Annotated in this window: 20 protein-coding genes and 1 tRNA gene; 6 read left to right on the top strand and 15 right to left on the bottom strand. The window is 58.1% G+C overall.

The window, feature by feature from the left end; genetic code table 11:
* Positions 1-3: 3 nt before the first annotated feature.
* Together CPter91_RS22480 and CPter91_RS22475 are read right to left on the bottom strand one after the other, a co-directional pair.
* The gene (locus CPter91_RS22480; RefSeq protein ID WP_061944449.1) at positions 4-459 is read right to left on the bottom strand and encodes a PTS sugar transporter subunit IIA; all 456 of its coding nucleotides are present in this window, start codon (positions 457-459) and stop codon (positions 4-6) included.
* A gap of 259 nt (positions 460-718) precedes the next feature.
* A complete protein-coding gene (locus CPter91_RS22475; RefSeq protein WP_231879983.1) occupies positions 719-1,138 on the bottom strand; it encodes a DciA family protein in 420 nt (139 codons plus the stop codon).
* Positions 1,139-1,309: 171 nt separating this feature from the next.
* Between CPter91_RS22475 and CPter91_RS22470 the strand changes: the two genes are divergently transcribed.
* The 5 genes from CPter91_RS22470 (at position 1,310) to mutT (ending at position 8,179) form a co-directional block, all read left to right on the top strand.
* Positions 1,310-2,266, top strand: coding sequence for a M23 family metallopeptidase (locus tag CPter91_RS22470; protein WP_061944443.1), 957 nt, complete (start codon positions 1,310-1,312; stop codon positions 2,264-2,266).
* A 241-nt stretch (positions 2,267-2,507) separates the two neighbouring features.
* On the top strand, positions 2,508-5,264 hold the full coding sequence (gene secA / locus CPter91_RS22465; RefSeq protein WP_061944440.1) for a preprotein translocase subunit SecA: 2,757 nt from the start codon (positions 2,508-2,510) through the stop codon (positions 5,262-5,264).
* A 206-nt stretch (positions 5,265-5,470) separates the two neighbouring features.
* On the top strand, positions 5,471-6,709 hold the full coding sequence (gene argJ, locus CPter91_RS22460; protein ID WP_061944437.1) for a bifunctional glutamate N-acetyltransferase/amino-acid acetyltransferase ArgJ: 1,239 nt from the start codon (positions 5,471-5,473) through the stop codon (positions 6,707-6,709).
* Between the two features lie 163 nt (positions 6,710-6,872).
* Complete coding sequence (locus tag CPter91_RS22455; protein WP_061944434.1) at positions 6,873-7,751, top strand: ATP-binding protein; 879 nt, start codon at positions 6,873-6,875, stop codon at positions 7,749-7,751.
* A gap of 11 nt (positions 7,752-7,762) precedes the next feature.
* Positions 7,763-8,179: an 8-oxo-dGTP diphosphatase MutT gene (mutT, locus tag CPter91_RS22450; RefSeq protein WP_061944431.1), complete on the top strand. Its 417-nt coding sequence runs from the start codon at positions 7,763-7,765 to the stop codon at positions 8,177-8,179.
* Positions 8,180-8,208: 29 nt separating this feature from the next.
* Here the strand turns inward: mutT and yacG are convergent, their stop codons facing one another.
* The 10 genes from yacG to CPter91_RS22400 all read right to left on the bottom strand — a co-directional run bounded on the left by yacG (position 8,209) and on the right by CPter91_RS22400 (position 19,056).
* The gene (yacG, locus tag CPter91_RS22445) at positions 8,209-8,397 is read right to left on the bottom strand and encodes a DNA gyrase inhibitor YacG (RefSeq protein ID WP_061944428.1); all 189 of its coding nucleotides are present in this window, start codon (positions 8,395-8,397) and stop codon (positions 8,209-8,211) included.
* Positions 8,398-8,419: 22 nt separating this feature from the next.
* The gene (gene zapD, locus CPter91_RS22440) at positions 8,420-9,175 is read right to left on the bottom strand and encodes a cell division protein ZapD (RefSeq protein ID WP_061944425.1); all 756 of its coding nucleotides are present in this window, start codon (positions 9,173-9,175) and stop codon (positions 8,420-8,422) included.
* Positions 9,176-9,297: 122 nt separating this feature from the next.
* Complete coding sequence (coaE, locus tag CPter91_RS22435; protein WP_061944422.1) at positions 9,298-9,951, bottom strand: dephospho-CoA kinase; 654 nt, start codon at positions 9,949-9,951, stop codon at positions 9,298-9,300.
* 6 nt (positions 9,952-9,957) lie between these two features.
* Positions 9,958-10,824, bottom strand: coding sequence for a prepilin peptidase (locus CPter91_RS22430; protein ID WP_061944419.1), 867 nt, complete (start codon positions 10,822-10,824; stop codon positions 9,958-9,960).
* A complete protein-coding gene (locus CPter91_RS22425) occupies positions 10,824-12,044 on the bottom strand; it encodes a type II secretion system F family protein (RefSeq protein ID WP_061944416.1) in 1,221 nt (406 codons plus the stop codon). Before CPter91_RS22425 ends, CPter91_RS22430 begins: the two co-directional genes overlap by 1 nt.
* A 15-nt stretch (positions 12,045-12,059) precedes the next feature.
* Positions 12,060-13,781, bottom strand: a complete 1,722-nt coding sequence (gene pilB / locus CPter91_RS22420; protein ID WP_061944413.1) for a type IV-A pilus assembly ATPase PilB — start codon at positions 13,779-13,781, stop codon at positions 12,060-12,062.
* 298 nt (positions 13,782-14,079) lie between these two features.
* On the bottom strand, positions 14,080-15,360 hold the full coding sequence (locus CPter91_RS22415; RefSeq protein ID WP_061944410.1) for an HlyC/CorC family transporter: 1,281 nt from the start codon (positions 15,358-15,360) through the stop codon (positions 14,080-14,082).
* Positions 15,361-15,400: 40 nt separating this feature from the next.
* Positions 15,401-15,477 (bottom strand) — tRNA-Pro (locus CPter91_RS22410).
* Positions 15,478-15,574: 97 nt separating this feature from the next.
* Positions 15,575-16,525 (bottom strand): octaprenyl diphosphate synthase, encoded by a 951-nt coding sequence (ispB, locus tag CPter91_RS22405; protein WP_099047317.1) that lies wholly within the window; start codon positions 16,523-16,525, stop codon positions 15,575-15,577.
* Between the two features lie 182 nt (positions 16,526-16,707).
* Complete coding sequence (locus CPter91_RS22400; protein ID WP_061944405.1) at positions 16,708-19,056, bottom strand: Tex family protein; 2,349 nt, start codon at positions 19,054-19,056, stop codon at positions 16,708-16,710.
* Positions 19,057-19,412: 356 nt separating this feature from the next.
* Between CPter91_RS22400 and aqpZ the strand changes: the two genes are divergently transcribed.
* Positions 19,413-20,108, top strand: coding sequence for an aquaporin Z (aqpZ, locus tag CPter91_RS22395; protein WP_061944402.1), 696 nt, complete (start codon positions 19,413-19,415; stop codon positions 20,106-20,108).
* 56 nt (positions 20,109-20,164) lie between these two features.
* Here aqpZ and prmC read toward each other — a convergent pair whose 3' ends face one another.
* From prmC to prfA, 3 genes are all read right to left on the bottom strand, one after another.
* Positions 20,165-21,040 carry a peptide chain release factor N(5)-glutamine methyltransferase gene (prmC, locus tag CPter91_RS22390; RefSeq protein ID WP_061944399.1) on the bottom strand — a complete coding sequence of 292 codons (876 nt, stop codon included), beginning with the start codon at positions 21,038-21,040 and terminating at the stop codon, positions 20,165-20,167.
* A gap of 33 nt (positions 21,041-21,073) precedes the next feature.
* A complete protein-coding gene (locus tag CPter91_RS22385) occupies positions 21,074-21,574 on the bottom strand; it encodes a disulfide bond formation protein B (RefSeq protein WP_061944396.1) in 501 nt (166 codons plus the stop codon).
* 126 nt (positions 21,575-21,700) lie between these two features.
* Positions 21,701-22,783 (bottom strand): peptide chain release factor 1, encoded by a 1,083-nt coding sequence (gene prfA, locus CPter91_RS22380; protein ID WP_082793172.1) that lies wholly within the window; start codon positions 22,781-22,783, stop codon positions 21,701-21,703.
* Positions 22,784-22,819: the final 36 nt, after the last annotated feature.

Below are 22,819 nucleotides of genomic sequence, written 5' to 3'. Positions count from 1 at the left end.
TTCTTATTCAGGCCAGTTGGTAAAGATACGACGTGCGGCGTCAGCATCGCCACACAAGCTCAGCCGTTCACGAAAGCGCCGGTCCTGGAACATCTCGGCGACTTCCGCCAGCAGTTTCAGATGCTGGTCGGTGGCGTGTTCGGGGATCAGGATGACAATGATGTCGGATACCGGCGCGGCGTCCGGCGCATCGAATGGCAGCGGTGTGCGTGGCCGCAGGTAGGCCAGGACGGCCTGCGCCAGGCCGCGGATGCGCGCATGCGGCACCGCGACGCCGGCGCCCAGGCCGGTGGAGCCCAGCGCCTCACGCGCCGTCAGGGCATACAGCACCTGATTTCTGGATAAGCCGTGGCGGCCGCCGAAGAGTTGTTCCGCCGCCTCGAAAACCTGTTCTTTGCGCGATACATCCAGATCAAGAAGGATATGCTCGGTTGCCAGCAGTTCACCAATACTGTTCATGAATCTGTCTATCGTGGTTCGAGGTTCAATGGAATGCCAGGCATCGGTTTCCGCCAGCAGGCAACAGGATATCCGTCTTGTCTGACTGCAACAACGTTTTTGAAGCGGCTGGGTTTACATCGTGCGATTTTTTGCTGTATCCGGTGCCGGAATTAAGAAAATCCTACATGTTTTTGGGAGTGAAAATCTGGAAGGCGGCGGGGCTGCTGACGTATAATGTTTTTTACACAATATTCTATTATTCTAAAGTAATAAGAAATCAGTCTTTGCTGTCCTTGCTGCTTTTACTGCGATGACGATTAACCATCGCTGCGATCGCATTTTTAAGCGCTTCATTCGCAGAGGATGGTTCCAGATCCTCCATCAGCGAAGCGAATGCCGATACGGCGTTGGACGTTAACAGGGCTTGCTTGACCGGCGGCGCTTTCACCAGGTTTTGGCTTACTTGCACTTTGATTCGGATTGCATTAATCTGCCAATTTCCTGTTTGCAACTGGTTTTGCAGGCGTGGCAGCTGTTGCTTCAGTTTAGTTGCAAGAGCTGCATTAGGCGCTGACAAGACAAGTTGTCCTGCTTCACATTGCAATACTTCGCAAGCACTGAACATGGATGGCAATTCGGCGGCGCATTGCTTTTGCAAGGCCGCCATGCGTGTGACAGCGGGCAGTAACGCCGCCATCCTGTCATTTCCCCGTAAAAAATCCGTGGCGTCCCTGGATGTTTTGGTTTGCGGCCTGGAGCCGAATGCCGATGGCCGGTAAGAAGAAGGTGAGATCGAAGGTGAGAGTCTGCGCATGATAGTGAAACCTTATCACACCTGTGATCCTCTCGGCGCGCCACAGGAGTTGCAATGCAGGTAATTCTGTTGCACCCGCGCTTCAACCGCGCAAAATCCATTACTTTGGGCGCCAGGCACCTCGCCTTGATGGTCGCCGCTTTCCTGTTGTCGGTAGCGCTGGCGACGGTCTTGCTGTATTTCCTCACGGTCCATTATTCGCTGAGTCTGCCGTTTATCGGCAAGGCCGCAGTCAGCACGGCGGCCGGCGGCATGCCGGACAAGGACAAGTATCTGAAGGAAAACCTGGCGGCGATGGCGATCAAGCTCGGTGAAATGCAGGCCCAACTGATGCGTCTTGACGCACTCGGCGAACGGGTGCAGGGCCTGGCCGGCGTCAAGCCGGAAGAGTTCAATTTCAAGGAAGCGCCTGGCCGCGGCGGCGTCGAATCCAGCAGTTTGAGCGGCCGCGCTTCGCATGACATGAGCATGAGCGAGTTCCAGCAGGCGCTGGACGCCATGTCGCGCGACGTCGGCTATCGCGCCGATTATATGAACGTGGTCGAAACCGTGCTGATGAGCGACCGCATCAAGTCAAAGCTGTTGCCGACCAATCAGCCGGTCAATGTCGCCTACAATTCATCGAGTTTCGGCTGGCGCCTTGATCCGTTCACCGGCCGCAGCGCCTTCCACGAAGGGCTGGATTTTCCTGCTACCGTAGGCACCGCGATCGTGGCGGCGGCGGGCGGCGTGGTGATCGACGCCGAATACCATCCGCAGTACGGCAACATGCTCGATATCGACCATGGCAACGATATCATCACGCGCTATGCGCACGCTTCGCGCTTGCTGGTCAAGGTGGGCGATATCGTGCAGCGCGGCCAGCACATTGCCGATATCGGCACCACCGGGCGCTCCACCGGGCCGCACCTGCATTTCGAGGTCAGGATCAAGGGCGTGGCGCAGGATCCGCGCAAGTTCCTGAATGCCGGCACCGATTTGGCCAAGGCGGCAATATTGGCAGGAAAATAATGGATATTGTTGTATTGAAGTAAGTTAATTGCAGCAAGATGCACGGAAGATGCAGTGCAGGCCGTGCGAATGCGGCACAATTTGCGCAACTTGCTATTGTTTCCTGGTGCATAAGCCCAATCTGTCCGGGACTGCATGATAAAATTCTCCGATTAATTTAGCCACAGCCCGGATTCGTGCTCACGTGTTCATTCACAAGATGTCACGGAATGTCGCCGGCGCTCTTTTTTAGAATCCAAGCATGTCATTACTGACCCAGATTTTCGGTAGCCGCAACCAGCGCCTGCTCAAACAATATAAAAAAGTCGTCCGACAAATCAATGCACTCGAACCGGCATTCGAAAAGCTGTCCGATGCCGAGCTGCAGGCCAAGACGCCTGAGCTGAAGCAACGCATAGCCGACGGCGCCAAGCTGGACGACCTGTTGCCTGAAGCGTTCGCGGTGTGCCGCGAAGCCGGCAAGCGCGTCTTGAAAATGCGCCATTTCGACGTCCAGCTGATTGGCGGCATGGTTTTGCATTATGGCAAGATTGCTGAAATGGGCACGGGCGAAGGCAAGACGCTGATGGCGACCCTGCCGGCCTACCTGAATGCGCTGTCCGGCAAGGGCGTGCACGTGGTGACCGTCAATGATTATCTGGCGCAGCGCGATGCCGAATGGATGGGTCGCCTGTACGGCTGGCTCGGCCTGACGACCGGCGTCAACTTGTCCTCGGTCGAGCACGACGCCAAGCAGGTCGCTTATGGCGCCGACATCACTTACGGCACCAACAACGAATTCGGCTTCGACTACCTGCGCGACAACATGGTGTACGACGCCGCCGACCGCGTGCAGCGCACCCTGAACTTCGCCATCGTCGATGAAGTCGACTCGATCCTGATCGATGAAGCACGCACCCCGCTGATCATTTCCGGCCAGGCTGAAAACCATACCGACCTGTACTACAAGATCAATGAAGTGCCGCCGCTGCTGACCCAGCAGATTGGCGAAGAAACGCCGGATGGCAAGGGCAAGGTTGAATTGCCAGGCGATTACACCAAGGATGAGAAGGCGCACCAGGTCTTGCTGACCGAAGCCGGCCATGAAAAGGCTGAGCAGATCCTGACCAGCATGGGCTTGCTGGCGGAAGGCGCTTCGCTGTACGACGCGGCCAACATCAGCCTGATCCATCACCTGTACGCCGCGCTGCGCGCGCATTCGCTGTACTTCAAGGACCAGCACTATGTGGTACAGGGCGGCGAAATCGTCATTGTCGACGAATTTACCGGCCGCATGATGACCGGCCGCCGCTGGTCGGACGGTTTGCACCAAGCGGTGGAAGCCAAGGAAGGCGTCAAGATCCAGAACGAGAACCAGACCCTGGCCTCGATCACTTTCCAGAACTATTTCCGCATGTACGGCAAGCTGGCCGGCATGACCGGCACCGCCGATACCGAAGCTTACGAATTCCAGGAAATCTATGGCTTGGAAACCGTGGTGATCCCGCAAAATCGCCCGAACCAGCGTAAAGACCGCCAGGACCAGGTCTACAAGACCTCGCAAGAAAAATACAATGCAATGCTCAAGGATATCCAGGACTGCTACGAGCGCGGGCAGCCGGTGCTGGTCGGCACCACCTCAATCGAAAATTCGGAGCTGCTGGCCGACATCCTGAGCAAAGCCAAGCTGCCGCACAATGTGCTGAACGCCAAGCAGCATGCGCGCGAAGCGGAAATCATCGCCCAGGCCGGCCGTCCTAAAGCGATCACGATCGCTACCAACATGGCCGGTCGCGGTACTGATATCGTGCTGGGCGGGAATGTCGAGAAACAGATCCAGTTCATCGAAGCTGACGAAGCATTGAGTGAAACGGAAAAGCAGCTGCGTTCCGCCAAGCTGGGCGACGAGTGGCAATCGCTGCATGACCACGTGGTACATGCCGGCGGTTTGCACATCATCGGCACCGAGCGCCACGAATCGCGCCGGGTGGATAACCAGTTGCGTGGCCGTGCCGCGCGCCAGGGCGATCCGGGTTCTTCCCGTTTCTACCTGTCGCTGGACGACGCCTTGCTGCGCATTTTTGCCGGCGACCGCGTGCGCGCCATCATGGACCGCCTGAAAATGCCGGAAGGCGAGCCGATCGAGGCTGGCATCGTGTCGCGTTCGATTGAGTCGGCGCAGCGCAAGGTGGAAGCGCGTAACTTCGATATTCGTAAGCAGTTGCTGGAATACGATGACGTCGCCAACGACCAGCGCAAGGTGATCTATCAGCAGCGTAATGAATTGCTGGAATCGCAGGGCGTGTCAGAAACCGTGGCATCGCTGCGCGAAGGCGTGCTGGACGATACATTCCGCACCCACGTGCCGGCGGAGTCGCTGGAAGAGCAATGGAATATTCCAGCGCTGGAAGCGACCCTGGCCAATGAGCTGCACCTGGAAGTGCCGCTGGGCGAGATGCTGAAGTCGGAGCCGAACCTGACCGACGAAGAATTGCTGGAGCGCGTGCTGAAGACTGCCGAAACCAGTTATGCCGCCAAGACCGAGATCGTCGGCAAGGAATCGTTTGCGGGCTTCGAGCGCAGCGTCATGCTGCAAAGTGTCGACAGTCATTGGCGCGAACATCTGGCGGCGCTGGACCACCTGCGCCAGGGCATCCATCTGCGCGGTTACGCTCAGAAGAATCCGAAGCAGGAATACAAGCGCGAAGCGTTTGAACTGTTCGGCCAGATGCTGGACCTGATCAAGAATGAAGTGGTCAAGGTAGTGATGACGGTGCGCATCGAAAACCGCGAAGAAATCGCTGCGGCGGAAGAGGAGCTGGCGCAGTCTCATGTTGAGAACGTCCATTACCAGCATGCCGACTTTGATCCGACGGCAGCACCGGAAGCATTGCTGGCGCCGACTGCCCGCAGCGACGAGGCGCACTCGGCCAGCGAAGTGCCGAAGGTTGGCCGCAACGATCCTTGCCCCTGCGGCAGCGGCAAGAAGTACAAGCAGTGCCATGGCCAACTGATGTAAGAGCTGTGGCCGGCTGTGGTTGAAGAAGCAGAGCAGGGCGGAGAAATCTCCGCCCTTTGCTTTTGTTGCGGCAGATTGCACACAGCCTGGCCATACGCCTTAAAATAACCGTCTGGCAGTGCAGCAGATTGTTTGCCGGCGCCATTCAGCGTCGCTGGATCACTATAGTTACCAACATACATATTTATATTTAGTTAAGGATTCCCATGGCCGTCAATTCTCCTGTTCCTGTTGCCGCTGACCTGCTGCCTGTTGCCGGCATCGAGCTTGGCCATGCCGAGGCCGGCGTGCGCAAGGCGAATCGCAAGGATTTGCTGGTAATGAAACTGGCGCCAGGCGCTACCGTGGCAGGGGTATTCACCCAAAACCGTTTTTGCGCCGCACCGGTGCAGGTCAGCAAGGCACATCTGGCCGCTGCCGAGATTTCGGGCGAGCCTATCCGCGCACTGCTGATCAATACCGGTAACGCGAACGCCGGCACCGGCGAAGCCGGCCTTGCGGCAGCCAATGCGACCTGCGATGCGCTGGCGGAACTGCTGGACTGCCATGCAGCGCAGATCCTGCCGTTTTCCACCGGCGTGATTCTTGAGCCGCTGCCAGTTGAACGCATCGTTGCCGGCTTGCCGCTGGCGATAGGCAACCTGAAGAGCGATAACTGGTTCAATGCGGCGGAGTCGATCATGACCACCGATACGCAGCCGAAAGCGGCCTCGCGCAGCCTGGTCATCGCCGGCAAAACGGTGAATTTTTCCGGCATCAGCAAGGGGGCCGGCATGATCAAGCCGAACATGGCGACCATGCTGGGTTTCCTGGCGATCGATGCGAAAGTGCCGCAGCCGATGCTGGAGAAGATGGTGCGGCAGGCCGCCGACCGTTCCTTCAACTGCATCACGATCGATGGTGACACCTCGACCAACGATTCTTTCATGCTGATCGCCACCGGCGTCGGCGAACTGGAAATCACCGGCGTCGATAGTCCTGAATATGCTGAACTGGCTGCCGCAGTCACCGATATTTCGCAGCACCTGGCGCAGATGATCATCCGCGACGGCGAGGGCGCCACTAAATTCATCACTGTGACGGTAGAGCAGGGCCAGAATGTCGCCGAATGCCGCAAGATCGCTTACTCGATCGCCCATTCGCCATTGGTGAAGACGGCGTTCTTCGCCTCAGATCCTAACCTGGGGCGCATCCTGGCGGCGATCGGCTATGCCGGCGTCGACGACCTTGATGTCAGCAAACTGGATTTGTACCTGGACGACGTGCTGGTGGCCAAGAGCGGTGGCCGCAATCCTGAATACCAGGAAGCGGACGGCCAGCGTGTGATGAAGCAAAGTGAAATTACGGTGCGTGTGCAGTTGGCGCGCGGCGACGCCGAGGCGACTATCTGGACTTGCGACCTGTCGCATGACTATGTATCGATCAATGCGGATTACCGTTCCTGATATGCCGTAACAGGGTTGCGGCCGGACCGGCTCCGGCTGCCGTCCGGCTGGCCCTGTGCAGCTGCTGCGGCGAATAATATTCATCTACTATCATTGTGCTTTACGCCAGAATGGTGGCCAGCCAGCGATCATCCGGTCGCCTGCATTCCTGATTTCTTGAGCCATGACCCAATTAGACCAGTTCCTCCTCCGTGCCGAAGCCCTGCTGGGCCGTCTTGAATCGATTTTACCAAAGGCCGATGCCGTGCCCGACTGGAACGCTGCAACCGCCTTCCGCTGGCGTCATCGCGGCGGCGCGGCCGGCGGCTATCTGCAGCCGGTGGGCCACATCTCGGATATCGCCCTGGCCGATTTGCATAATATCGAGGTGCAAAAGCAGCAGATTGACCAGAATACCCGCCAGTTCGTCGATGGCAGGCCGGCTAATAATGTGCTGCTGACCGGCGCCCGCGGCACCGGCAAGTCGTCCTTGATCAAAGCCTGCCTGAATCAGTATGCGCCCCAGGGCTTGCGCTTGATCGAGGTGGACAAGGACGATCTGGCGGCATTGCCGGATATCGTCGACCTGGTAGCGGCGCGTCCGGAGCGTTTCATCATCTTCTGCGATGACCTCTCCTTTGAAGAGGGCGAGAGCGGCTACAAGGCGCTCAAGGTGGCGCTGGACGGCAGCATCGCGGCGCAGTCGGATAACGTCTTGATCTATGCTACCTCCAACCGCCGCCACTTGCTGCCTGAGCGGATGTCCGACAATGCTACCTACAAGACGACCGAAGACGGCGATCTGCACCCGGGCGAAACCGTCGAGGAAAAAATTTCACTTTCCGAACGTTTCGGCCTGTGGGTATCGTTTTATCCCTTCAAGCAGGACGACTACCTGGACATCGTCGGCCACTGGCTCGGTCATTTCGGCTGCAATGCCGAGCAGATCGCCGAAGCGCGCGCCGATGCCTTGCGCTGGGCCTTGCAGCGTGCCTCGCGTTCCGGCCGGGTCGCCTGGCAGTTTGCACGAGACTATGCCGGCCGCATGAACAGCAACGATTGAGCAGAAATTTGATGACAAAAGAACAGATATTGCCAGTCAACGTGGCCGTTGGCATCCTGATGAAGCCGAATGGCGATGTGCTGCTCGGCCAGCGGCCCGAGGGCAAGCCGATGGCAGGCTATTGGGAATTCCCGGGAGGCAAAGTCGAGTCTGGAGAATCGATTTTCGATGCGCTAAAGCGCGAGCTGCTGGAGGAACTGGGGATAGAGGTCAATTCCGCTGAACCATGGTGCGGCATCGAGCATCAATACGCCCATGCGCATGTCCGCCTGCATTTTTATATCAGCCGCGACTGGCAGGGCGAGCCGCAAAGCCTGGAAGGCCAGGCTTTTTCCTGGCAGGGCAGCGTTGGCGTCGAGCCCCTGCTGCCGGCAGCCATCCCCTTGATCGAGTGGCTGGATGAATTGCGGCGTGATATGCCGGTTTAAGCAGTTATTTTCTCGTAAGTTGCGGGAAGTTATTGCTTCAGCTTGCTATCGTCGTCGATTTCATCCGGTGGATTGACTGCCGGGATGGTGTATTTCTCTTCAGCCCAGGCACCCAGATCGATCTGCTTGCAGCGTTCCGAGCAAAACGGCCGGAATTTATTCGCCGCAATCCATTCAACTTTTGTGCCGCAAGTCGGGCAATCGACGGTAGTAGTCATACAATTCTGTTCAAAAAATCAATTAAAAATTACACAAGGTCAGTTCAAACGGCACATCGCCTTCATACGCCTTGGGCTTGAGGTCGCCGCCTTGAGAGGTGAAGCGTACCCACAGCATGTACTTGTTGGCCGATATTTCCGGAATCGCCAACAATTGCTCATCGATGATCAGGCGCAGCATCTGGTAGGATTTTCCCTGCAGCATTTGCTGGTAACTACCGTTTTGTGCGTCTATTTTTACAGAACTCCCGGTTTCTCGCAATAAGCGCAGCACGATGCTGATGGCGTCGAACAAGGGGGCCAGCGGCCCGAACCAGCCGAGAATGTCGGCAAAACGCTGTTCCGCGGGATGTTGCTGCCAGGCGTAATAGGAAGGCAGGTCGAATTCGCAGGCGCCGCCGGGGATGATGGTGCGGCCGCGGATGCTCATCAGCCATTCATTGTCGCGGATGTGCTGGCCGGTCTTGCCCTGGGTCGCCATCAAGGCGGTGCTAATACGGTCGATCTCTTGCAGGATGGCGTCCAGCATGTCCGGCGCTACATTCGGATTCGATTTGAAGCCGAGCAGGGTTTGTCTTTGTCGTTCCAGTTCTTGCAGCAGATCCGATTTCAGGTCGGCGCGCCCGGCGACCTCCAGCATTTCAAAAATGGTGGACAGCGCGATATGGTGTTGCAGCGGACTTTCCTGGTGCACGAAGAAGCCGAATCTTTCATGCAGGTCTTCCAGCCGCAACAGGGTGCGAATGCGCTCGTTGAAAGGATATTCGTAGACGATCAAAGTGACATCCCTTAAAAATTTGAGCCAGATAAGACATGATTCTGAACGATGCGAACAGAAATTACAAATGCCCGTCTACTTTTACATTATCCGATAGGTGCGCGCGTATGGCTTTATACCATTTATAACGATCGGCTAAATGCCTCATATAAGGCGTGCAAGCGCTCCACTTGCGGCAATAGCGCTGCCCGTGCGCCATCATTGACGATCACATCGTCTGCGGCTTGCAAGCGCTGCTGCCTGCTGGCCTGCGTCGCCATGATGGCGCGCACTTGCGGCTCAGTCAGTGCATTGCGCTGCATGACGCGCTGCAGCTGGACCTGTTCATCGCAATCTATGACTAGTATGCGCCCAACCCGCTGTTTCCAGTTGCCGGACTCAACCAGCAGCGGTACGGCGAAGATCAGATACGAACCTGACGCGCGCTCGCCGGCATAGCCGGTCTCGGTGCGAATCAGGGGATGCAGTATCGCTTCCAGCTGCTGCTTTGCTGCCGGGTCAGAGAAGACATGGGCGCGCATCCTGGCCCTGTCCATGGCGCCGTTGGCATCGATGAAATCATCGCCGAAACGGGCTCTGATCGGTGCGATGGCGATGCCTCCAGGGGCGGTCAATTGACGGGCGATGACATCGGTGTCGATGACGGCCGCACCACGTTCAGCGAACAGGTCGGCGACGGTACTTTTGCCGCTGCCGATGCCGCCGGTCAGGCCGACGCTGAATCTTGGCTTGAGCGGCGCTGGTGGGATCGGATTGCTGGCATCGTGCTGGTTCATACGATGTTAGGCAACGAAATTGAAATAAGTTTCCGTGATAGTGCGGCCATATAGCAACGCGAGCAAGCCGGCCGCTGCCAGATAAGGGCCAAATGGGATAGGAATGTCGCGTCCACGGCGGGCAACGATGATCAGGACGAGGCCGACCACGGCGCCGACCAGCGACGAAAACAGGATGATAATAGGGAGCATTTTCCAGCCCAGCCAGGCGCCCAGCGCCGCCAGCAGCTTGAAATCGCCGTAGCCCATGCCTTCCTTGCCGGTCAGCAGCTTGAATGCCCAGTAGATCAGCCACAGGCTCAGGTAGCCGGCGGCGGCGCCGATCACCGCGTCGCTGAGCGGTACGAACAAGCCGGAAATATTCAGCAGCAAGCCCAGCCACAGCAACGGCAGGGTCAGGTCGTCAGGCAGCAGCTGCGTATCGGCGTCGATAAACGTCATGGCGATCAGCAGGTAGGCAAAGACCAGGGTCGCCATGCCAGCCCAGCCGCTGCCGAAATGCCAGATCAGCAGCCCCGACAGGACGCCGGTAAATGCCTCCACGATCGGATAGCGCGCTGAGATCGGCGTCTTGCAGGAGGCGCATTTGCCGCGCAAGGCCAGATAGCTCAGCACCGGCACGTTTTCCAGCGCGCCGATCTGGTGTTTGCATTGCGGACAGGCGGAACGCGGTACCACCAGATTGTAGCGGTCGGTATGCGGCAGCGGCTGGCCGCTTTCGTGCGCCACGTAGTTATCAGATTCGCGCTGCATCATGATCGGCAGCCGATGAATCACGACGTTGAGGAAACTACCGATGAGTAAGCCAAAAATAGCGGCGATGGCGGTGGGAAGCAGGCTCCCCGCCGCCAGGAAAAAAATACCTTCTTGCATCAAACCACCGTACCCAGCTTGAAAATAGGCAGGTACATGGCAATCACAAGGCCGCCGATCAGGACGCCCAGGATCACCATGATCAAAGGTTCCATCAGGCTGGACAGTGACGCTACCGCGTCGTCGACTTCTGCTTCGTAGAAATCGGCCACCTTGCCCAGCATCTGGTCGAGGGAGCCCGATTCTTCGCCGATGGAAACCATTTGCGTCACCATGTTGGGGAACACATTGGCATTTTCCATTGCAGTAGTCAGACTGGTGCCCGTGCTTACTTCGTTCTGGATTTTCTTGGTCGCGTCCAGATAGACTGCGTTCCCCGATGCTCCCCCAACCGAATCAAGCGACTCTACCAATGGCACACCTGCAGCAAACATGGTTGCCAATGTACGGGTCCAGCGAGCAATCGTTGCTTTCCGGATTACCGAACCAAAAATCGGTACCTTTAGTAATACGCGGTCCATGAAGCGTTGCATTTTGAGTGAACGCCTCCATGACTGAAAGAACAAATATAGGCCGGTGAATATAGCGGGGAATATAATGTACCAGTTAGCCACCATGAAATCGGAGATGCCCATTACGAAAAGGGTCATCGCGGGTAGGTCTGCACCAAAGCTTGAGAATACCTGCTTGAATGCAGGAACCACCCAGATCATGATAACTGCGGTAACGATAAAGGCCACTGCCATAATAGATACGGGATAAAACATCGCAGATTTAATCTTGCTTTTGATGGCAAGGGTCTTTTCTTTATAGATTGCCAGCCGCTCCAGCAAATCTTCAAGAATGCCGGCCTGTTCGCCAGCGCCAACCAGGTTGCAGAACAGGGGGTCGAAATATAACGGGAACTTGCGGAAGGCCTGGCTCAGGCTGGTACCGGTTTCAACGTCGCTACGGATGTCATTGACCAGTTTCGATACTGATGGATTGGCATGGCCCTTGGCTACGATATCGAAAGACTGTAGCAAGGGCACGCCGGCCTTCATCATAGTAGCCAGTTGGCGAGTAAGCAGGGAAAGGTCCTTGTCGGTAATTTTCTTGCCGCTACGGAAGGTCTTCTTTTTGACTTTGGTGACCAGGATCCCTTGTCGGCGCATGGTGACATTGACCACAGTCTCGCTACCTGCGCGCAATTCTCCGCGCACAACCTTGCCTTTTTTATCCTTGCCTTCCCACAGATACACCAATTCCTTGACCTGACGTGAGCTTGCCGCTGTTGCCATGAACTATTCCCCTAATTAGATATTGGTGCAACCGAGCACTTCTTCGAGGCTGGTCATCCCTTGTTTAACCTTCATCAATCCCGACTGTCGCAGGGTTTTGACGCCTTCGCGCTTGGCTTGTGCTTCGATTTCCAGCGCCGTGCCATGGGCCAGAATGATGCGTTCTATTTCTTCTGTGATCGGCATGATCTGATAGATGCCGACCCGTCCCTTGTAGCCGGTGCCGTTGCAGCGTTCGCAGCCGACGGCCTTGTATGGCAGCCAGCTACCGTCGATGTCGTCTTCGGTGAAGCCGGCTTCAGCCAGGGCTTCCTCCTGGATCGTAATCGGCTGCTTGCAGCTGCACAAGCGGCGCGCCAGCCGCTGGGCGGTGATCAGGATCACGGAAGATGCAATATTGAAAGCCGGCACGCCCATGTTCATCAAGCGCGTCAGCGTCGACGGCGCATCGTTGGTATGCAGGGTGGAAAACACCATGTGCCCGGTTTGCGCAGCCTTGATCGAGATGTCGGCGGTTTCCAGGTCGCGGATTTCACCGACCATGATGATGTCGGGATCCTGCCGCAGGAAGGCCTTCAGCGCCACCGGGAAAGTCAGGCCGGCGCGGTCGTTGATGTTGACCTGATTGACGCCGGGCAAATTGATTTCGGCCGGATCTTCGGCGGTGGAGATATTGATGCCGGGCTGGTTCAGGATATTCAGGCAGGTGTAGAGCGACACGGTTTTACCGGAGCCGGTAGGGCCGGTCACCAGCACCATGCCGTAGGGACGCTGGATGGCGTCCATCAGGATCGCTTTCTGGTCCGGGTCGTAGCCCAACGCGTCGATCCCCATCTGCGCCTGGCTTGGGTCCAGGATACGCATCACGATTTTTTCACCGAACAGCGTGGGCAGGGTGCTGACCCGGAAATCGATAGCGCGTGTCTTGGACACCACCAGCCGCATCCGGCCATCCTGCGGCACCCGCTTTTCGGAAATATCCAGCTTCGAGATCACCTTGATGCGGGAGGCCAGTTTTTCCTTGATCGACAACGGCGGTTGCGCCATGTCGCGCAGCACACCGTCGACCCGGAAACGGATCCGGTAGAATTTTTCAAACGGTTCGAAATGCAAGTCGGACGCGCCCTGGTTGATCGCATCGGTCAGGATCTTTTGCAGGAAGCGTACTACCGGCGCGTCATCGATATCGGCGGTGGCGTCGGCAATCGCTGCCGTATCCTCTTCGACGAAATTGATTTCCTGGTCGTCGCCGACCATTTCGCTCAGGCTTTGCTCGGCCGATTTGACCAGCTTCTGGATCTGCTTCACCAGCACCGGATGCTCGACAATGATCGGTTCGACCATCAGCTCGGTCTGGAACTTGATCTGGTCCAGCGCCTGCATGTTGGTCGGATCGGACAACGCCACGTAGATCTTGTTGCCGCGCTTCGCCAGCGGCAGCACGAAGTGGCTTTCCATCAGCTTGGCGTCGATGGCTTTTTCCGGCAGCGTGCTCAGGTTGAGCACGCTCAGGTCCAGCTGCGGATAACCGAAGGTCTCGGCGCAAAACAGCGCCAGCGCGCGCGCATCGAGATGGCCGCTCTCCAGCAAGGCGGCGATGAACGGCGTTTGATCGCCGCTGGCTTTCTTGTGCAAGGCTTCCATCTGCACCGTCGACAAGCGGCCGGCTTGCAGCAATGCGCGGGCAAGTCCCGAGATCGGACCGGTGGTACTGGTGTTAGGAAATACTGCAGCCATAGGGGATCAATATCAAAAGATGTGTGTAGGGCCCCGTTAGGGAATAAATTGGGCATTTGGGCGGCCGTAGCTGGCGCGCTGCTGCCGCTGTTACGTTCGCCACCGCTTGCAGTGCTCGCACTGCGGCGCGTCGGGCGCCTTGCATCGCATCCAGCTAAGGCCGCCCAAATGCCCAATTTACTCCCCAACGGGCCCTGACCATTACAACCGGCCAATGATGCCCTACGGGAAACTGGGTTGTAAAGGTTTTGTGAAGAAATGTGTCGCAAAAATTGCCGTAAGGCAGGTTTTGTCGTTCTTATAGTGTATCCGGCCGGATCAATTTAGCAACCTTGATCGCCTGGTTCTGCACTTGCACGATTTCTATGATGCATCCGGCAATTTTCAGGCTGACATTATTGTCTGGAATATCTTGCAGCCATTCCAGCAGCAGGCCGTTCAGCGTCTTGGGGCCGTCCAGCGGGAAATTCAGGCCGAGGCGTTTATTGATGTCGCGCAGGGTGGTGGCGCCCTCCAGCAGGCACTGGCCCTGGGCATTCCAGGAAAAACTGTCGGCGCGCGCAGCGCCCGGTTTAGAGGTGGTGAATTCGCCGATCATTTCTTCAATGATGTCTTCCAGCGTGACCAGTCCCTGCACTTCGCCGTACTCGTCGACGATGATGCCGAGCCGCTCGTGATTTTCCTGGAAATATTGCAGCTGGGTGAAAACGTCGGTGTCTTCTGGAATGAAATAAGGCGTGCTGAGCAGCTGGCGGAAATGGTCGACCGTCAGTTCGGCTTCCTGGTTGAGCAATACCATCGCCTTGCGGACGTGCAGAATGCCGACGATCTGGTTGATCTCACCCTCATACACCGGCAATTTATTGTGATAGCAAGTCGTCAGCTGATGCTTGATGTCGTCCACCGAAGCTGCCAGGTTCAGCGCTTCGACTTGGGCTCGCGGCGTCATCACGTCTTCCACCGAAATCTTTTCCAGGTCGAACAGGTTCAGCAAAATGCTCTTGTGCTTTTGCGGCATGAAGTTGCCGCCTTCCAGCACGATCGAGCGCAGTTCTTCCGGCGAGACGCGCTGTTCCTGCGCGTGCTTGCCGGTTTTGATGTGCAGTATTCTCAGGATGCCAGAGACGAACAAATTGACAAACCAGATCAAGGGCTTGGCCAGCGCCATCAGGGGTTTGAGGATGAAACTGGTGGGCAGCGCGATGCGTTCCGGATAGGTGGCGCCAATCACCTTCGGGGTGATTTCGGCAAACACGATCAGCAGGAAAGCGACGCCGGCAGTGGCAATCGTGATCACATTCTGGTGATTGCCGAATGTCGTAATGGCAATTGCGGTAACCAGTGCGGTAGCCAGGGCATTGACCAGGGTATTGACGATCAGGATCAGCGACAGCAGCTTGTCGGTGCGTTCCAGCAGCCATAAGGTAGTGGCGGCGGATTTGCTGCCGCGCTTGGCCAGATGGCGCAGGCGGTGCTTGTTGGCGGCAATCAAGGCAGTTTCCGCCATGGCGAAAAATGCTGAGAGGAAGATGAGTACGACTAGTGCAAGAATCTGCACCCAAATGGGCACGGCATCCAAAGGGTCACCGTAAAGAAAAGGTTAATAAACCAATATTGGTTGGTCGGGGTGAGAGGATTCGAACCTCCGGCCTCTACGTCCCGAACGTAGCGCTCTACCAGGCTAAGCTACACCCCGATTTAGCCGTTCAATAACTTGAACAGGTTTTTGGGCTGCCGTGCCTTACGGTGGTGGAACGGCAGTCCCGTTACTCATGGATTCTCAGTAACTGCGCTCAGTGATTACGATCCACTGCGAACACGGATAATTGTAGCAAAGAATCCTTGAACTGACTATTTGGCAAGTCTGCGATTGCTGCAGCGGCGCGCTGCGCCGCCTTCTCGGCTTCGCGCCGGGTGTAATCGAGGGCGCCGGAGCTGGTGATGGCGGCCAGAATTTCATCGAAATGCTGTTCGTCGCCATTTTCGATGCAGCTGCGCACCAGTTCCCGTTGCGCCGGCGTGCCGTGGCTCATCAGGTAAATCAGCGGCAAGGTCGGCTTGCCTTCGCGCAAATCATCGCCGACGTTCTTGCCGATATCGCTAGCGTTGCCGGAATAGTCCAGCACGTCGTCGATCAGCTGGAACGCGGTGCCCAGGGAGCGGCCGTACTCTCCCGCGGCTTCAATCGCCGCATCATCGGCGCCGGCGATTAGTACGCCCAGTTGCGCCGCGGCTTCGAACAGCTTGGCGGTCTTGGAGCGGATCACCTGCAGATAATTTTCTTCCGACACATCCGGGTTATGCATGTTCAGCAACTGCAGCACTTCACCTTCGGCAATGACGTTGGTGGCATCAGCGACGATCTGCATCACGCGCGCATTATCCACCGCAACCATCATTTGAAAGGCGCGCGAGTACAAGAAATCGCCGACCAGCACCGAGGCGGCGTTGCCGAACAGGGCATTAGCGGTCTGCCGGCCGCGCCGCAGGGACGACTCGTCCACCACGTCATCGTGCAGCAGGGTAGCGGTATGGATGAATTCGATCACCGCGGCCAGTTCATGGTGTTTGTCGCCGGCATAGCCGCAAGCGCGCGCCATCAGCAAGACCAGCACCGGGCGCAGGCGTTTGCCGCCGGCGCTGATGATGTACTCGGCAATCTGATTCACCAAGGGCACTTCCGAGTGTAATTGACGGCGAATAACCGCATTGACCGCGTCCATATCGGCCGCGATCGGGGACATCATGAATTGTGAGGATGAGGTATTGGGAGCGGCTGACAAAATAAAACCTGTTGGAAATCGATTGTGCCGTGATTATACGATGACAAGGGGCCGGAGATTAGGTCCAGACTGATTTTGTCGGCGTGATGCAGGTTCAGTCGGCGCCGGGTGGAGCGGCGTCGACTGACGGAGTTGCTTAACTGCTATCCCTTGAGCTTGGCGAAAGCGGCGGCCATGGCATTGTTGGCCGGGGCCGGCGCGGCTTGCCGCTGCTGATGCTGGGACAAGCGCTTGGCGTCGTTGCGGTCAGCACGCTGTTCCGGCTTGGCGCCGGCCACCGGCGCATTGTCGCTGAGGCGCATGGTGAGCGCGATGCGCTTGCGCTTTTCATCGACTTCCAGCACCTTGACTTTCACCACCTGGCCGGCCTTGACGACGCTGTGCGGATCCTTGACGAAGGTGTTGGAGAGCGCTGAAATATGCACCAGACCGTCCTGATGCACGCCGATGTCGACAAAGGCGCCGAAGGCCGCCACGTTGGTGACCACGCCTTCCAGGATCATGTCGGGACGCAGGTCGCGGATTTCCTCGACGCCGTCCTTGAAGGTAGCGGTGGTGAATTCCGGGCGCGGATCGCGGCCCGGTTTTTCCAGTTCCTTGAGGATGTCGGCGATGGTCGGCACACCGAATTTTTCATCGGCATACTTGGCCGGGTTGAGCGAGGTCAGCAAGCGGCTATCGCCGATCACGCCCTTGACGTCTTTCTTGATATCGGCCAGGATCTTTTCCACCAGCGGATAGGACTCCGGGTGCACCGCTGAACTGTCCAGCGGATTGTCGCTATTCATGATGCGCAGGAAGCCGGCGGCCTGTTCAAAGGTTTTGTCACCCAGCCGCGGCACTTCGCGCAGTGCCGCGCGCGAAGCAAACATGCCCTTCATGTCGCGATAAGTGACGATGCTCTGCGCCACGCTGGCGTTGAGGCCGGAGACGCGCGCCAGCAGCGGCGCCGAAGCGGTATTGACGTCGACGCCGACGGCATTCACGCAATCCTCTACCACGGCATCGAGCGAACGCGCCAGCTGGGTCTGTCCAACATCATGCTGGTACTGGCCGACACCGATCGATTTCGGATCGATCTTGACCAGTTCCGCCAACGGATCCTGCAAGCGGCGCGCAATCGATACCGCACCGCGCAGCGAAACGTCCATGTCTGGCAGTTCGCGCGAAGCGAATTCGGACGCTGAGTAAACCGAGGCGCCGGCTTCCGACACCACGATCTTGGTCAGCTTCAGTTCAGGGCGCATCTTGATCAGGTCCTGCGCCAGCTTATCGGTTTCGCGCGAAGCGGTGCCGTTGCCGATTGAAATCAATGAGACCTGATGCTTCTCCGCCAGCTGCGCCAGCGTATGCAGCGAACCGTCCCAGTCATTGCGCGGCTGGTGCGGGTAAATCGCGGTGGTGGCAACCACCTTGCCGGTGGCGTCGATCACCGCCACCTTGACACCGGTGCGCAGGCCCGGGTCCAGCCCCATGGTAGCGCGCGGACCCGCTGGGGCCGCTAGCAGCAGGGCTTTCAGATTCAGCGCGAAGACGTTGATGGCTTCGATTTCAGCTTTTTCGCGCAGCTTGGTCATCAGTTCGGTTTCCAGGTGCATGAAGACCTTGACCCGCCAGCTCCAGCGCACGGTGTCGCTCAGCCATTTGTCGGCGCCGCGGCTCTTGTTGCTGATGCCGAAGCGGGCGGCGATGCGGCCTTCGCACGGATTGTGCGGCGCATCCCATTTCGGCTTTTCTTCTTCGGTGTCGAGGCGCAGCACCACGTTCAGGATTTCTTCACGGCGGCCTCGGAACAATGCCAGCGCACGGTGCGAGGGAATGGTGCCTATGGTTTCTGAGTAATCGAAATAGTCGGCGAATTTTTCACCGGCATCTTGCTTGCCTTCCACCACCTTGGATTCGACCACGCCGTGTTCGGTCAGGTATTCGCGCAGCGCCTGCAGCAAGGTGGCGTCTTCGGAAAAACGCTCCATCAGGATCTGGCGGGCGCCGTCCAGCGCGGCTTTGGCGTCGGCAACGCCGGGATTGTCGCCGTTGTCGGTGCTGAAGGCCGGCTTCAGATATTTCTCGGTTTCCAGTTCAGGATTCAGTTCCGGATCTGCCAGCAGCGCGTCGGCCAGCACAGTCAGGCCGGCTTCCGCGGCGATCTGCGCCTTGGTGCGGCGCTTCAGCTTATAAGGCAGGTAGAGATCTTCAAGACGCGTCTTGTCTTCCGCCAGAGTGATCGCCTGCAGCAGCGCCGGCGTCATTTTCCCCTGTTCTTCGATGGAAGCGAGGATGGCGCCGCGGCGCGCTTCCAGCTCACGCAGGTAACGCAGGCGTTCTTCCAGCAGACGCAGTTGGATGTCATCCAGGCCGCCAGTGGCTTCCTTGCGGTAGCGGGCGATAAAAGGCACGGTGGCGCCTTCGTCCAGCAGGGCGACGGCAGCGGCGACTTGCGCCGGTTTGGCGGCGAGTTCAAGGGCGAGGCGTTGTTCGATCGAAGGCAGCATGAGGATTCTTAAGAATGAAAATCAAGCGTTGGATCATACGCAATCCAGATAATTCCGCCAGTCTTGACAGTGCGAAAAGAAGCCTTCCCGAAAATCCGGATGCCTGAAATGCTTGTCATGTCACCATATTTGTATTTCCCAATGGTATTATTTACGCATGCTTGTCAGACTGTTCAATAGATAACTGTCAGGCGAATCCGATCAGATGCGAAGAAAATGGCTGTAAATGAAAAATCTTGTTAAATGATAATTTTTTTCTTGTTTGCCGATGAGTCAGCAAATATGCTGGTGGCCGTATGCGACGGGCCAAGGCCCGTTGTCCATTAATCACAGTAGTATTTCTTCAGGAGTCAACTATGCATCTTTCCAAACGTCTGGGCGCGGAAGCCCTCGGCACATTCTGGCTGGTTCTCGGCGGCTGCGGCAGCGCGGTGCTGGCGGCCGGGTTCCCGGGCCTCGGCATCGGTTTCCACGGCGTCGCGCTGGCATTCGGTCTGACTGTGCTGACGATGGCTTTCGCCATCGGCCATATTTCCGGCTGCCACCTGAACCCGGCAGTGACGCTCGGACTGGCGACCGCCGGCCGTTTCCCCAAGAGTGAAATCCTGCCTTATTGGGTAGCGCAAGTGGTGGGCGGCATCATTGCCGCGGGCATCTTGTACCTGATTGCGACCGGCAAGCCAGGCGCGGAAATCGGCGGTTTCGCCGCCAATGGTTACGGCGAACATTCGCCGGGCCTGTATTCGATGAGTGCGGCCTTGATCTGTGAAGTGGTGATGACCTTCGTCTTCCTGATCGTGATCCTGGGCGCCACCGATAAGCGCGCGCCGGCCGGCTTTGCGCCGATCGCGATCGGCCTGTGCTTGACCTTGATCCACCTGATCAGCATTCCGGTCACGAACACCTCGGTCAACCCTGCACGCAGCACCAGCCAGGCGCTGTTCGTCGGCGGCTGGGCCTTGCAGCAACTGTGGCTGTTCTGGCTGGCACCCTTGGTTGGCGCCGTGATTGCCGGGATTGTGTATCCGGCTATCTGGGGCGAGAAGGACTGATTTTCAGTCTGGCGAGAAAGCAAAAAGCGCGGCATGCCGCGCTTTTTATTTGTTGATCAAACGGTGGTTCGCAGTCTGCCGCCGCTGACGCGTTCAATCCCGGCCAGGTCTTGCCAGCTTTGCACCGCTTCGAACTGCTGTACTTGCAGCAAGGTGCGTACTGCGGGCGCCTGATCGTAACCGTGTTCCATCAGCAGCCATCCGCCGTTTTTGAGGTGATGGCCGGCGCCGCCGACGATGTTGCGCAGGGCGCTCAAGCCATCCGCATGATCGGTCAAGGCATCTTGCGGTTCAAAGCGCAGGTCGCCTTCGGCCAGATGGCGGTCGCCGGCGACGATATAGGGCGGATTGGCGACGATGATATCAAATCGCTGCTCGCCCAGCGCACTGTACCAGTTGCTTTGCAGGAGCCGGAATGGCCCGTGCTCCAGCTGCAGATGACGCGCCGCATTGCGGCCGGCGACTGTCAGCGCGGCGCTGCTGATATCCAGTGCGGTGACGGCGAGGTCGGGGCGGCTGTGCGCAATGGCGATGGCAATGGCGCCGGAGCCGGTGCCGAGATCGAGCACGCTCAGCGCCTGCCGCGGATCCGACGGCAGATGTTGCAGGGCCAGTTCTACCAGCAGCTCCGTCTCAGGGCGCGGAATCAGGACATCCGGCGTGACTTCCAGCTGCAAGCCGTAGAACTCGCGTTGGCCGATGATATAGGCGATCGGTTCGCCGCGCAGGCGCCGGCCGAACAAGGCAGACAGTTGCTGCGCCTGCTGCGCATCAATGCTGCGTTCATCCTGGGTAATCAGCTGGATGCGTGACAGCTGCAGGGCATGCATCAGCAGGATGCGGTTTTCCAGTGGCGCCAGCGGCGCTTTCTGCAAGAGCGCGCCGATGCTGCAGCCGGGCTCAACCGTGAATGTGGCGGCAATCCCTGTCATTTCAGCGTCAGTTAGAGGGTAGAAGAGAGTAGATCAGTAGCGGCGATCGGCGCCGTTACCGCGTTTGAACAGGGTAGCCACAAGGATTACCAGCAGTATGACAAAACCCAGCAAAGACCATTGCGGGATCGACAGGCCCATGATCGGATCGTAGGCCGTGGTGCACAGTGCGAAGGCATCGACCTGGAACACGGATGGCAGCAAAGTCGCTGGCGGCAAGGCGTTCATCGGTCCTTCCAGCGCATCGCGGCCGCAGGAGATGGCTGGATGGGCGATGATCCACAGATGCCAGATGGCGGTGCCGGCGCCGCCCAGTGCGGCCAGGATGCCAAGGCCGGCGCCGGCTTTCTGGGCGCCTGACGGCAGGCCGGCGCAAATCAGGCAAATTAGTGCAATGGCGGCGAAGGCGTAGCGCTGGATCACGCACAGCGGACAAGGCTGCATGTTCTGGTAGTGCTGCAGATACAGGGCGGCGCCGAGGATGGCCAGGCAGATGAAGGCGACTGCAAGCAAAATGGATTTGGAAGTTTTCATTATTTTATCGATGTAGGGTGAGTCGAAGAGGGCTTGGCCGTACCGAGCATCAGATAATACCGCCGGCGCTTGGTTCCAAGCCAGACGCTAGCATATGCGATTATTCAGCAAGCGGTGGCGCCGTCCTTAAACTGTGTCGCCCAGCGCCGCCAGCAAGTCGGCCTGATGTTCTGCCGCCAGCGCGTTGGTCAGTTCTTCGAGGTCGCCATCCATGATGAAGTCAAGCTTGTACAAAGTCAGGTTGATGCGGTGGTCGGTCATGCGGCCCTGCGGGAAATTATAGGTGCGGATCCGTTCGCTACGGTCGCCCGAGCCGATCAGCGATTTGCGGGTCGCGGCTTCCTTCGATTGCTGCGCGCGCAGTTGGCCGTCCTTGATGCGTGCCGCCAGCACCTTCAGGGCCGAGGCCTTGTTCTTGTGCTGGCTGCGGTCGTCCTGGCACTCGACCACGATGCCGGTCGGCATATGCGTGATGCGCACCGCGGAATCGGTCTTGTTGATGTGTTGGCCGCCAGCGCCTGAAGCGCGGTAGGTATCGATACGGATATCGGCCGGATTGATGTCGACATCGCCGACCTCGTCCGCCTCCGGCATGATGGCGACGGTACAGGCCGAGGTATGGATGCGACCCTGGGTTTCGGTCGCCGGCACGCGCTGTACGCGATGGCCGCCGGATTCGAACTTGAGTTTGGAATAGGCGCCGAAGCCGAGCACGCGCACGATCACTTCCTTGTAGCCGCCGATTTCCGAGGCCGATTCGGACACCATTTCAACCTGCCAGCGGTTGCGCTCGGCAAACCGGCTGTACATGCGCAGCAGATCGCCGGCGAACAGCGCCGATTCGTCGCCGCCGGTGCCGGCGCGGATTTCCAGGAAAATATTGCGTTCGTCGTTGGGATCTTTCGGCAGCAGCATTTTTTGCAGGTCGCCTTCCAGCTGCTCCATGCGCGCCTTGGCCGCCGTGATTTCATCCTGTGCAAATTCCTTCATGTCCGGGTCGGACTGCATTTCCTGCGCCGCTTCGATATCGCCATTGGCCTGCTGGTAGGACTGGTACAGCGCGACCAGCGGTCCCAGTTCCGCATGTTCGCGCGACAGCTTGCGGTAATTGTCCATGCTGGCGGTCGCATCTTCCTGCATGAGCAGGTCATTGACCTCGGCCAGGCGGTTGGCGAGTTGGTCGAGCTTGGCGAGCATTGATGGTTTCATGGCGGGTTTCAGTCAGAAGAAGACGGGATAAAGCAT

Origin of the sequence: Collimonas pratensis (assembly GCF_001584185.1) — a bacterium.
GTDB classification, from domain to species: domain Bacteria; phylum Pseudomonadota; class Gammaproteobacteria; order Burkholderiales; family Burkholderiaceae_D; genus Collimonas; species Collimonas pratensis.
The sequence above is the reverse complement of the archived record's forward strand: the minus strand, read 5'-3'. Positions and strand labels throughout refer to the sequence as shown.